Below are 12,131 nucleotides of genomic sequence, written 5' to 3' on the forward strand. Positions count from 1 at the left end.
ACCGGCTCGGAGCGCGCTGGTCGGCGCGCCGCTGCCATTCAAAGCCTGGTGGCCACCGCCAAACTCAACGGTATCGACCCCATGCGCTGGCTGACCGAGACGCTGGAAAAACTACCCACCTGTCCCAGCAGTCAGATCGATTCGCTTCTGCCATTTGCTCAGATTACGGGGAAATAGATTCCGCTGGAAGGTGGGACGGTCGGATGCTTACCCTGTTTCTGGCCCAAGCACTGAGCAACAGCAAGACGGCGGTGCTGACCAGCAGCGAGACGGTGAGCAAGCCTTTCGACGCCGGGTTGAGCGTCGCCAACTGCTGTAAAAAGTTCGCGGATGCGAAACCCGATAAAAACATCGTCGCCAGCGCAAGCGCCGCAGCAACGAACAGCAAGATCATCAAACGCATTGCTTCTCCGATAAGATAATCGACTCCCTTGTCCGAGGTATCAGTCGCGCCCCGGGTGTTCAATACGCATGTGAATTGAAATTTTCCAGGGCCGCCAGGCAATCTCAAGGGTGATGGTACCAACTTCGACCTTGCAGCGGCATGGTAAAGCGTTAGTCTGTACAACCCAATCCCCGGCGCAGAACACTTTCGTCGGCAGCGCTTATTTTCGTTTTGGCGCGGATTTGATGTTGAATACGGCGCAAGTCTGGGAAAGAAAACATTTCACAAGTGTTGGTTTCCCAAATCTCTCCGCTTGAAACACTGACAGAGAATAATCCAATGAACTCAAGGGCACCTGCCTTGGGATTAGCATAAGTTAAGCCGAAATCGAGGTATCCCGGATGTGGGATATTTCCATGCCTGTTAGTTAATGGGCCCTCAAAATAGAGGCCTTTTTTAGTTGTGTTATAGCCCTCGCGACTCAAAGTAAAAACGAGTAGTTTTTTGGCTTGCGTCGAATCAGTCCTTGAGATTGTATCTGGCCAAGATTTACGGGCGGCACGCGTGCTGCCGATACGTTTGATATCGCCAAGAAAAACGTTATCAACAGTGCCCAAGCAGGTTTCCCTAACACGCCAAGCGCCCCTTAACTGCAATAATGATGCCGACGAGATAGTTTGCAAAACCTGCACGCCCTCCATCTTCATTTTTGCCGGTATTGAATCCCGCTCTGACTAAGGCGTTAGCGAAGTCGACAGGATCCCGTTTACCCTGCACAAAAGGCCACCATTTCGTTTTAAATGATTCTACGCTGTCAATAGGCCACAAAACCAACAGAATCTAGGTCGTTACATGAATTTTTTACCATAGGAAACTTTGCATTTATAGTGTAAATAACAATATATATTATATGTCAAAACGATGTCAATTTAGTCGACTACAGCGAAGCAATGAGTTGAAACTTGGTGGGGCGTTACTTCTAATCTCTGTGAGACCCGGAAAAGTTCTTCATGCTCACGTTTAGTGATCTCAGGCGGGGAAGATTAGCATGAGGTAAACAAGAAAAAACGCCGTCACGAGGACGGCGTTTGTCTCACTGCACCTGCTTACTGTTTAGTCGTACGTCGCGCTGATGGTCACGCCGTTAAAACTCGGCTTAGCCTTGAGCATGATGTAATACCACTGGCCGCTGACCGGCGCGGCGATGTTGACGCTCTCGCTGTTGCCGCTGGTGACCGATGCGGAATCGTACCAGGTGGTCGACGGATAGCGTCCGCGTGACACGTACATATCCGCATTGCCGCTGCCGCCGCTGGTAAACAAGCGCAGGTTCTTGGCGCCGGCAGGCAACAGGATGTGCGCATAGCTTTCGCTCGACGAGGTAAAGCCGGTAATCGAGCAGTTCTTGCCCAGGTAGCTACCCTGGTTGCACGCCGGCAGGTTCACCTGCGGCAGCGGTGGTTCGCCGGCGGTGGTGGCGGTCTTCACCCACGAGGCAAACTCGGCGTCGTAACGGGTGCCGATATAGCCCATGTAGTTCTGGTAGCCATCGTAATCGCCCACCCGGAACTTGCCCAGCACCGCATCCACATCGCTGCGGTGCTTTTCCACCATGAAACGGGTCGCCATATAGCCCCAGCGATAAGCGCGGTCGGTATAGTCGCCCATCGAATAGGTATTGCCGAAGATCTCGCTCAGCTTGTAGGTGCCGGTGCGCGCCTTGTCGATCGATGGCTGGTTATTGTTGCGCAGCGACAGATACTCGCCGATACCTTCGATCCACCACACGCTCGGCTTCGACACAGCCGCGCCAAAGTCGCCGAACATATTGAAGCGCCCGTCCAGGTAGTGCACGTATTCATGCTCCAGGTTCCAGACCGAAAACGCCGGACGCAGCCACGATGCTTCATGCGCGATAAAACGCGCCTGGTTGGTAGCCGACTCGGGATTGCCTTCCAGGTACATGCCGCCGTTATTGGTATCGATATCGTAGATAACCGAGGCGTACTTGCCGTAATTGGCGTAATCGTCGAACACCACCAGTTCCAGCGTGGCGTTCTTGTCGTTAGCGACCGGCACGCGCTTGGTCAGCAGCATGTCGTGGAAGTAGCCTTCCTCTTTTTGCAGGATGGCGCAGGATGACTGCAGTTGGGCCAAGGTCATTTCCTGCGCGCGGATGCGCAGGGTCGGGCTGCAAGTGTGGCTGACCTTGAGCACGGTATCGGCCAGCTTTTGCTCGTAGCCGCAGGTGCCATACACCGCGCAATTGGCATTGTCATAATATTTGACGGCCGAGGCTGCCGCCAGCCAGAGGGCGCTGTCGGCGCCGGTCATGCTGCTGCTGGCCAGGGTGGCTTGCACCATCGGCTTGACCGTGGCTTTTTGCGCCGCGTACTGCATGAAGCGGAACGCTTCATTGGCAGCGTCGTTGAGCATGTAGGCGGTCGACGTGCCCAGCAGCGCGGACTTGTTTTGCACCACGAAGTTGTTCAATGCCACCGGATAGCTGGTGTCGCTTTGCAGCAGCGGCAACGCCTCAGGCCGCGAATGGGCGTAGAACAGCACCGTCAGCGCCGAGGTCAGGCCGTTGGCGGCGTCGCTTTGCTTGATCGCATCGACCGCGTTCGGCGTGCTTGCCGAGTTGGTGAAGCGCACTACCAGCTTTTTCATCGATGGCAGGAAATATGCCTCGTCATGCGTATTGGTGATCAGTTTGATGACCTCGGCCGCCGTGCTGCCGGCCAGCGGATTGGTCTTGTACAGCACGCTGCCCTCGACCAGGTTCTTGATCGGCGCGCGCAGCGATGCCGTATACGCGGCCGATGGCGTGGCAATCGTGCCGCTGCCGCTCAGGTAGTAACCGGCGCGCAAATACAGCGCCAGGTTGACCAGCGCGCGGTTGCTGGCGTTGTAAGCGCTCGCTTCTTGTGCGAAACGGGCCGCGACCGCATTCATGTTGGCGCTCGAGTAGGCCTTGACGGCCTGCGCGGGGGTCAGCGAAAACAGCGGATAGGTGCACTCGAAATCGGGCATGGCCACCAGGTAATCGGCCAGCGCGGCGCCGTTGTAGCTGGTCAGCGTATCCATGTTCTTGCACTCGGGCGTGGCTGCCATCATGCTCATGCGGCCGGTCTCGGGCTGTTTCGGCATCAGGTCCACGCGCGGCTTGGTGGTGGGCGCCACATTGAAGCGCTGTTGTTCGACCGTCGGCGGCAGGCTCTGGCGCGCGTGCGGCATCGGCGCTTGTTTCAGGCGTTCGTGCGTGTGACCCGCATCGCCTTGCTTTGCATAGCTGACGCTGCTGAAACAGGCGCTGACCAGCCCGGCTAAAAGAATAATTTTGTGTTCTGTAAACATTGTCTCGCTCCTTTTAATTGTCATGATCGATCTGGTGCGCGCCGGTCAGGATGTGGTCCGGCGCTTTGCTCATGGGACGGAAAAGGGTCAATTCCGCCCTGCAGCAAGCCATCAGGCGTGCCGATACTATCCCTAATGCATACGGGGAAATACCTGATCGGGCGCGCAAAGATGCAATTTGTTCAATTTCTCCGGCGCGCCTGATAAATACGGCACAGTATGGTGGAAAGCAATGACGAAAAAGCCACACATCCGCGCAGCGGAGGTGTGGCTTGAGCAAGGGCCTGACTTGCCGAGGTGTTACTTGCTGAGGTGTTACTTGGTGACGGTCAGCTTGTACTTGCCGGCGCCGCTATAGGACGAGACGATGATGCGGTAGTAGCCGGCCGCGGCCGCGTAGCTGATCTTTTCCTGCGAGGCGTCGCCGGTCGACTCGGCCGCCATGGACCACACATTGTTTTCCCACTTCTCGATGCGCAGGTCGAAGTCGGTGCCGGCCGGGCCGCTCAGGATGGCGGCCAGGGTGCCGCCCTTGTACTCGAACCATGGCGATGGATGGATCGCCTCGCCCTTTTCGGCCAAGGTGCCGTTGTAGGCGTTCCCGGTCGAGGTCGGCGTGGTCGCGCCCACGTCGAAGGTCACCGTCTTGCCCGGCGCGCTGATATTGGCGATCGCCAGGCCCGATGCATAGCCGTTCCACCACAGCGAATTGGTGCCCTTGGCGCTCAGCGCGTTCGGCACGCCGGCGTTGAAGGTGCGCGTGGCCACGCCGTCGTACAGGTCGCCGCCGTCACCCTGGTTCAGATTGTTTTCCGGATCGCGCTTGCCGTCCGCGTGTTCCATCTGGATGTACGGATGCCACTCGTCGTCGTTGGTGCCGGCCGGGTCGATGTGAAACACCGCCAGGCCCTGGTCGGGCTGGTACAGGTTCTGCTCGCTCTTGTGGATCGCTTCCACGTAAAACGCTTCGGCCGCGTTGGCCGGATTGCTCCAGCGGTACAGCGAGTGGCCGGCGGCCGCCATCGACAGGCGCCCGGTCGGCGCGCTGCGGTTGATCGCCGGATTGAGTTCGATGGCCGTGTCCCATCCCGCCAGGTAGCGCAGGAAACCGACCGGCCGGGTCGGCCGGAACTGGCTTTCGTAGCCCACGCCGCCAAAACCCATCACGCAGAAATTGGCCACCGAGCCTTGCGAGCTGCCGTCGTAGTCGTACAGGTCGGGCCAGCCCATGATCAGGTGGCCCGATTCATGCACGAAGGTGCCGATCGCCAGTTGCTTGCCCATGTCGCTGATCTGGTAACTGCCGGTGCAGGCGCCGTTGCTGCAGAACTGCTCGCCCAGCCAGCCCATGTGCGGCCACAGGCCTTTCGCCCATGGGCTGTCCGCTTCGCCCGCGTAGAAGAAATTCAGGCCCAGGATATGGCCGCTGCTGTCGCGGCTGAGCGTGGAAAAATCGAAGCCTTCGCTGCTCTTGACCCAGTTCAGCGCTTCCATGATCAGTTCTTGCGAGCGCGTGCCGCTGTCCAGGCTGGCGTCAGCGTAGTAGCTCTTGGGGCGCTTGGCGCGGTAGTAGCGGGTCACGCTGTTGCTGTAGTCGAGCTTGTTGCCGGAGACGGCCAGGAAGTAGCCGCGCACCGATTGCGCGTTGCCGAAGCCGGTGTAGTTGGCGTCGTTCAGGAACGATTCGACCTGCGGCTTGGTGATCGTGCCCGGTGCGTCGGAAAAATCGATGATCACGGTCAGGCCGCGCATCTGGCCGCTGACGGCGGCGGTGGCGACCGCGCTCGGGACCATCATCGCGGCGCTGGCTTTCTGCGCCAGTTCCAGGGTCCGTCCGTGCATTTTCTGATAGCGCTGCCTGGCCAGGCGCGCCTTGGCGGCCGTGGAGAGGCCCGGCTCGCGCTTGTCCTGGGCGGTGCTGAAGGTGCGCAGTTTGGCATTCGTGGCCAGTACGCCGCTCGAGACCAGCTGGTCGCCCGTGGCGTTCACGTGCGCATAGCAAAAACCGCGTTTGGCATGATCATAAATGATCAGCGAACCGTCTTCGGTACGCTGTTCGGCGTAGTAATCGTTGCCGTCGAGGCGAATTTTCAATACCTCGCCGCCCGGCTGGCGGAATTCGTAGCCATGACCCTTGTACGGAATGGCCGCATGGGATGTTAACGCCGCCAGCGACAGCACCATGCCGGCAGCCGCCGTGAGACTTGCACGCATCAAACTCATTACTTCTCCAAAGTTATAAAAAATGCAAGTATGCATGGGCAAAAAGTGCTAGTCTTGGCACATTTCGGCGCATCTTCGTCGAAATCAGCATAAAAATCGTCTATACAAGTCCTGCGAACCATTTCCGGAATCAATGATATTTCCGTCCGGACAGCATATATTTTTACTTTGACCGGCTTTCTTCTTGTGCATTAGGATTATTAAATACACACTATCGACTTGAACCACGACCAGGGCCGTTGTCGCCATGTTGAACCGCCTGCTAAAGAAAGCACCACCACCGCCTGCCGTTGTCCCTTCGTTTACGAAGCGGCGCTTTTTCGGCACTGAGCAAAAAGCGTTTTACGGCCGCCTGCGCCGCGCACTGCCCAGGTGCTATATTTTTCCCGACGTCGCGTTGAGCAAACTGATGATCCCGAGTAATCCGGATCCGAAGATCAAACGCAGTCACCAGGACCACTTGTCCGGGCGAAAAGTCGATTACGCTGTCTTCGATGCCCGTTTGCACCTGCTGTTCGTGATCGAGCTGACCGTGCCGCCGGCGCCGGGCGCCAATCCCGACACCATTCCTATGGCGGCCCTGATGGCCAGCGCCGGCATTCGCCGCTTCAGCTGGCCCAAGGACAACCTGCCGTCGACCGAACAGACCCTGCGCGCGCTGGCCGATTATTCGGCCGAGAACATGGCCAAGGAAGACGGTGGCGGTGCGCTCGGGCCCTCTTCGCAACTGGGCGAGCCCGAGCACACCGATGCGATGCCCGTGGTCGACAGCATCATCCAGCCGCGCGGGGCCAGCACGCTGACGCTCGAAGCGCTGGCCGGCATGGCGCCGCAGGGCGCCTTGAAAACCTCCTATCCGCACGTGTGGGAACGCATCTGCCTGTTCTGCACCGAACCGCGCCACCTGCACCAGTACCTGCATTCGCTGTCGATGCAGGACCGTGGCGTCAAGCGCGCCGGTTTTTCGGAAGAAGCGCTCAACGAAATCGCCCGCATCCAGGTCGCCAACGTCGGTTACCTGCAAACCCAGACGGCGCCGGAACGGGCCAGCTGGAACGACGTCTTCACCGACCGCTGAGGCCTGCGCCGTAGTCCGCCGCACACCCGCTGCGGCGCGGCTTGTCGTGCGTATTGACCGCTTGATATCATCAATCCGCCGTTCGTCGCAGCGGCGGCCACGGCCATGCGCGCCGCACCTATAGTCTGGTCTGCAGTCGCCCATCAACCACACTTCAGGAACCAGCATGTTCAAATTGTCCGCCCTCTGCGTCGCCACCCTGGTTGCGCTGCACGCACCGGTCGCTTTTGCCCAGGATGCCGCCCGGCCCGCCGCCGAGCAAGCCCTGGCCGAGCGCATCGACGCCGCCATCGCCCCCTACTACAAAGCTGATGCGCCGGGCGCGACCGTGATCGTCACGCAAGACGGCAAGACCGTGCTGCGCAAGGCCTACGGCATGGCCGACGTGTCCAAGGGCACGCCCATGACCCCCGACATGGCCATGCGGCTCGGCTCCATTACCAAGCAGTTCACCGCCGTTGGCATCCTGATGCTGGTCGATGAAGGCAAATTGGCGCTGGACGATGACATTACCAAATTCTTGCCGGAGTACCCCACGCGCGGCAAGCGCATCACCATCGAGCATTTGCTGACCCACACTTCGGGCATTGTCAGCTTTACCAGCAAGCCGGCTTTTTCCGCGACCGACGGGCGCGACAGAACGGTGGCCGAGATGATCGACACCTTCAAGAACGACGCGCTCGAGTTCGAGCCGGGCACGCGCTGGGCCTACAACAATTCCGGCTACTTCCTGCTCGGCGCGGTGATCGAAAAACTGTCCGGCCAGACTTATGCCAGGTTCATGGAAGAGCGCATCTTCACGCCGCTCGAGATGCGCCACACCGCCTACGAAGGCCACGAACGCAGCAGCGGCCCGCGCGCGGCAGGCCACAGCAAGGGCTGGTTCGGGCGCGTCACCACGGCCAAGCCGATCAGCATGACGCAGCCGTACGCGGCCGGCGCGCTGGTCTCGACCGTGGACGACCTGGCGCGCTGGGATGCGGCCATTAGCGCCGGCAAGCTGCTCAAGCCGGCCACCTGGCAAAAGGCCCACACCAGCGCCGTGCTGGCCGACGGCAAGCCGACCAACTATGGCTACGGCTGGCAGGTCGGCAAGCTGCGCGGCGAGCCGCTGGTGGCGCATGACGGCGGCATCGACGGCTATTCCACCTCGGCCTTGCGGCTGCCGCGGCAAAAAGTGTATGTCGCGGTGTTGAGCAACACCGACGCACCCAAGATCCAGCCCGACATGGTGGCCAGCAAGGCGGCGGCGATTGCCATCGGCAATCCCTTCCCCGACTTCAAGGCCGTGAAAGTCGACAACGCGCTGCTCGACGCCTACGCCGGCACCTACCGCATCGACGCTACCGCCACCCGCAGCTTCAAGCGTGACGACGGCAAGCTGATCATGCAGCGCACCAACCGCGATCCGGTCACCCTGACGCCGTACGCGAACGACAGCTTTTTCATGCCCGCTTCGCTGACCACCTTCGTGTTCGCGCGCAACGCCAAGGGCGAGGTCAGCCAAGTGATTGTCCACAGCCAGGGTTCGGACATGATCAACCAGCGGGTCGACGCGCCCTCCGGGACGCCCTACGGGACGCCCTAACGTACGCGGCGGGAGTTGGTAAACCTGCTACGCTCGCCAGACACACAACCTGGCGAGCCCCATGAGATCCATTCCCACTATCCTGAAAGACAGCAAGACGATCGCCGTGGTCGGCCTGTCGAACCGGCCCGAGCGCGCCAGCCACGCCGTGGCCGCTTACCTGCAACAACACGGCTACCGCATTCTCGGCGTTAATCCGGCGTATGCCGGCCAGGAGATCTTGGGCGTGCCGGTCTACGCCAGCCTGGCGCAGGCCGCCGCCGCCTTGGAAGACGGTGCGCGCATCGACGTCGTCGACTGCTTCCGCACGCCGGACGCCATGCTCGCGCTGGCGCGCGAAGCGATCGATATCGGCGCGCGCTGCCTGTGGATGCAACTCGGCGTGGTCAACCAGGAAGCGGCCGACCTGGCCGTCGCCGCCGGCCTCGACGTGGTGATGGATCGCTGCATGAAAATCGAGCACGCGCACCGCGGCGGCGCAGCGTGAAGGCGCGCACGCGCTTCCGGGCCGGGCCCGGCCTCAAGCTGCGCGAGGAAGACGCCGGCGCCACCCCGCTGCGCGACGATGGCGGCAAGCATCCCAAGTCGAAAGAGCGGATCAAGGCGCATGAGCGCGGGCTGACCGATGAGCTGACCGCGAAGATTGCGTTGCATCAGCAGATGCTGTTCTCGCAACGCAAGCAAAAAGTGCTGCTGGTGCTGCAAGGCATGGATACGTCGGGCAAGGATGGCACGGTGCGCGCGCTGTTCAGCCGCATCAACCCGATGGGCCTGCGCGCCGCCCAGTTCAAGGCGCCCAGCCTGGACGAAGCGGCGCACGACTTTTTGTGGCGCATCCACCCGCACGTGCCGGGCGCGGGCGAGATCGCCATTTTCAATCGCAGCCATTATGAAGACGTGCTCGTCCCGCGCGTGCGGAAGCTGATCGACGCAAAGGAATGCAAGCGCCGCTACGCGCATATCGCCGACTTCGAACGCATGCTGGCCGAGACCGGCACGGTGATCGTCAAGGTGTTCCTGCATATCTCGAAGGATGAGCAGCGCGCGCGCCTGCAGGCGCGCCTGGATGACCCCGAAAAGCAATGGAAGTTCGACGAAAACGACCTGCTCCAGCGCAAACGCTGGGATGACTATCAGGATGCCTACGAACGGGCCATCGCCGCCACCGACGCCGACCACGCGCCGTGGTACGTGATTCCCGCCGATTCCAAGACGCACCGCAACCTGCTCATCGCCAGCCTGCTGCTGGAAGTCATGCAAGACCTGGAACTGCGCTTCCCCGAGACCGACCCGCGCCTGTCGAAGCTGAAGGTCGAGTAAGCCTTCAGGCCGCCCGCGCTTGCACCTGGGGCAGGCCCGGCGGCTGCGCCCGCACCTGCAGCGCGGCCGCCTCGGACGCGCCGCCGTCGAGCAAGCCGATCAACTCGGCGAGCATCGCGCGGTCGGTCGGCACGTCGGCCGTGTTCAGCGCCAGGTCGCGCGCGATGTCGCGCAGGCGCCAGGTGATTTCGCGCGTGGCCACCGCCTTTTCGAACTGCAGGGTGCCGTCGTCGAGCTCGTGCAAGCCATGATTGTTTTTCAGATATGCATCAAGCCCGGTGCTGATGAAGGCGCGCTCGATGTTCCTGATGCGTGCCAGCGTCCGCTGGATCAGGGCCCACACGCGCGGCGAGCGGTCGATATCGTCGCGCAGCATCTGCTGGCCGCTCTCCAGCGAATCGGCAATGCGCCACCACAGCCGCGTAATGGCGACGTCATCGCTCTCGTCGGGCCGGGACAGGGCGATCGGGGTGTTGGCCGGCTGGGTGCGCAAGGCGCCCGAAATGGCCGACAAAAAATGGTGCGGATGCTCGCCCGGGATGATCTTCAGCGCCAGTTCGGCGCGCTCGAGCGGATAATCCTTGTGCAGCACGCCGGCCAGCATTTCCGCCACCGACACCGCCAGCCCCGGCCCGCTGATCATGCCCCCGGCCGACTGGCGCGGATAGCCGGTCCCATCGAGCCGTTCATGGTGTTCCGACACCGCCCGCGCCACCGATGCCGGATACGTTTCGAGTTCCGAGATCAGCATCTGGCCGATGCGCGGATGCACCACCATATGCGCCCACTCGTGCGGCAACAGGCGCTTGCCCGGCTTCAGGTAGGCCGGGTCGATGTATAGCTCGCCGATATCGTGCAGCATGCCGGCCAGGCCCGCCGCCATCTGGTCGTCGTTCGACAGTTGCAATTTTTTGGCCATGCCGATCGCCAGCAGGCTGACCGTGACACTGTGTTCGAGCGCCTGGGGACCGTCGCGGTCGGTGAGGGTGAGCATCATGCGCATGGCGTGGCCGAAATGCATGTTTGCCAGCAGCGTCTGCGGCGAAATACCCCGCCCGGCGTTGCGCCCCAAGATACGATTGATCGGCACGCTGGTGTCGAGAATGCGCCTGGCGGTAGCGAGGATCAGGCCGTTGTCGGCGCCCCCCACCGCGCTCAGCGACGATTCCAGCGTCTTCTTGAGCTTGTGCCCGCCCAGGGTATCTTGCTGGGCGCGCGTCAGCCTGGCGCCCTTGGCCACCAGCTTCATGCCGCGCACGTCGACAATGTCTTCGCTGGCGGCGACATCCATCACCTCGCTCAGGTTCATCAATTTGTTCAGGTAGTGCTGGTTGACGCTGGTGCTCAGGCTGGGACGCTGCATGGGTGGCTCCGTAAAGATGCACACATGATACCGACTATTTCCCAAAAGAATCAATCAAGGTATCAAATATATGCTGCTTTTTTTAGCAAGGTAGCCGTTCCGGCCACCGCCGCGCCGCCGTCAACGGCGAATTGACATAGAATGAAGTCCCCATTCCCCACCGCATGGAAACGACAATGTTCAAGATTTCGGCACTTCTCCTGGCGGGCCTGTCCGCTGTTGTATTGACCGGCGCCCCGGCGCGCGCCCAAGCCCCGGCCGCCGCGCCGGCAGCGGCCCCGGCCCCGGCAAGCTGCCCCGCCTTGCTCAAGCACAGCTTCAAGCGCCTGCAGGATGAAGCGCCGCAGGACCTGTGCCAGTACGCCGGCAAAGTTGTGCTGGTGGTCAACACGGCCAGTTACTGCGGCTACACCACCCAGTACGAAGGGCTGGAAAAGCTGTACGCCAAATACGGCGGCAAGGGCTTGGTCGTGCTGGGCTTTCCGTCGAACGACTTCGGCAAGCAGGAACCGGGCAGCGCCAAGGAAATTGCCGACCTCTGCTACAACACCTACGGCGTCAAGTTCCCCATGTTCGCCAAGTCGGTCGTCAGCGGCGCCAATCCGAATCCCTTGCACGCGAGCCTGATCAAGGCCACCGGCAAGGAGCCGAAATGGAACTTCACCAAATACCTGATCGACCGCAACGGCAAGGTTATCGAACACTATCCGAGCAAGGTCACGCCGGAAGACAAGCAACTTGTCAGCAAGATCGAACAAGCCCTCGGCAGCTGAGTACCAGTGCTGCGCACCAGGGCGAACCCGCGCCGGGCGCGTCC

General features: G+C 61.1%; 11 protein-coding genes. 7 read left to right on the forward strand and 4 right to left on the reverse strand.

What is annotated here, in order from left to right; translation table 11 throughout:
• Together F0185_RS13790 and F0185_RS13795 are read left to right on the forward strand one after the other, a co-directional pair.
• The coding region (locus F0185_RS13790) for a transposase domain-containing protein (RefSeq protein WP_167225320.1) at positions 1-177 on the forward strand (177 nt) is incomplete at its 5' end.
• 26 nt (positions 178-203) lie between these two features.
• Complete coding sequence (locus F0185_RS13795; RefSeq protein ID WP_167225322.1) at positions 204-422, forward strand: hypothetical protein; 219 nt, start codon at positions 204-206, stop codon at positions 420-422.
• A gap of 133 nt (positions 423-555) precedes the next feature.
• Here the strand turns inward: F0185_RS13795 and F0185_RS13800 are convergent, their stop codons facing one another.
• The 3 genes from F0185_RS13800 to F0185_RS13810 all read right to left on the reverse strand — a co-directional run bounded on the left by F0185_RS13800 (position 556) and on the right by F0185_RS13810 (position 5,965).
• On the reverse strand, positions 556-1,002 hold the full coding sequence (locus F0185_RS13800) for a Tgi2PP family T6SS immunity protein (protein WP_223164511.1): 447 nt from the start codon (positions 1,000-1,002) through the stop codon (positions 556-558).
• 496 nt (positions 1,003-1,498) lie between these two features.
• The gene (locus F0185_RS13805; protein WP_167225324.1) at positions 1,499-3,742 is read right to left on the reverse strand and encodes a M9 family metallopeptidase; all 2,244 of its coding nucleotides are present in this window, start codon (positions 3,740-3,742) and stop codon (positions 1,499-1,501) included.
• Positions 3,743-4,057: 315 nt separating this feature from the next.
• On the reverse strand, positions 4,058-5,965 hold the full coding sequence (locus tag F0185_RS13810) for a M6 family metalloprotease domain-containing protein (protein ID WP_223164512.1): 1,908 nt from the start codon (positions 5,963-5,965) through the stop codon (positions 4,058-4,060).
• A gap of 409 nt (positions 5,966-6,374) precedes the next feature.
• On the opposite strand from F0185_RS13810, the gene F0185_RS13815 reads away from it, so the two are divergent.
• From F0185_RS13815 to F0185_RS13830, 4 genes are all read left to right on the forward strand, one after another.
• Positions 6,375-7,043 carry a hypothetical protein gene (locus F0185_RS13815; RefSeq protein ID WP_223164513.1) on the forward strand — a complete coding sequence of 223 codons (669 nt, stop codon included), beginning with the start codon at positions 6,375-6,377 and terminating at the stop codon, positions 7,041-7,043.
• A 166-nt stretch (positions 7,044-7,209) separates the two neighbouring features.
• A complete protein-coding gene (locus F0185_RS13820; RefSeq protein ID WP_167225328.1) occupies positions 7,210-8,631 on the forward strand; it encodes a serine hydrolase in 1,422 nt (473 codons plus the stop codon).
• A gap of 61 nt (positions 8,632-8,692) precedes the next feature.
• The gene (locus tag F0185_RS13825; RefSeq protein ID WP_167225330.1) at positions 8,693-9,118 is read left to right on the forward strand and encodes a CoA-binding protein; all 426 of its coding nucleotides are present in this window, start codon (positions 8,693-8,695) and stop codon (positions 9,116-9,118) included.
• A complete protein-coding gene (locus F0185_RS13830) occupies positions 9,115-9,951 on the forward strand; it encodes a PPK2 family polyphosphate kinase (RefSeq protein ID WP_167225332.1) in 837 nt (278 codons plus the stop codon). The genes F0185_RS13825 and F0185_RS13830 overlap by 4 nt, the downstream gene beginning before the upstream one ends.
• Before the next feature lie 4 nt (positions 9,952-9,955).
• On the opposite strand, the gene F0185_RS13835 is transcribed toward F0185_RS13830, so the two are convergent.
• Entirely contained in the window at positions 9,956-11,314 is a 1,359-nt protein-coding gene (locus F0185_RS13835; RefSeq protein WP_167225334.1) for an HD-GYP domain-containing protein, read from the reverse strand.
• A 176-nt stretch (positions 11,315-11,490) separates the two neighbouring features.
• On the opposite strand from F0185_RS13835, the gene F0185_RS13840 reads away from it, so the two are divergent.
• Positions 11,491-12,087: a glutathione peroxidase gene (locus F0185_RS13840; protein WP_167225336.1), complete on the forward strand. Its 597-nt coding sequence runs from the start codon at positions 11,491-11,493 to the stop codon at positions 12,085-12,087.
• The last annotated feature ends 44 nt before the right edge of the window (positions 12,088-12,131 follow it).

Origin of the sequence: Massilia rubra, from assembly GCF_011682065.1 — a bacterium.
In the GTDB taxonomy this organism is placed as follows: domain Bacteria; phylum Pseudomonadota; class Gammaproteobacteria; order Burkholderiales; family Burkholderiaceae_D; genus Telluria_A; species Telluria_A rubra.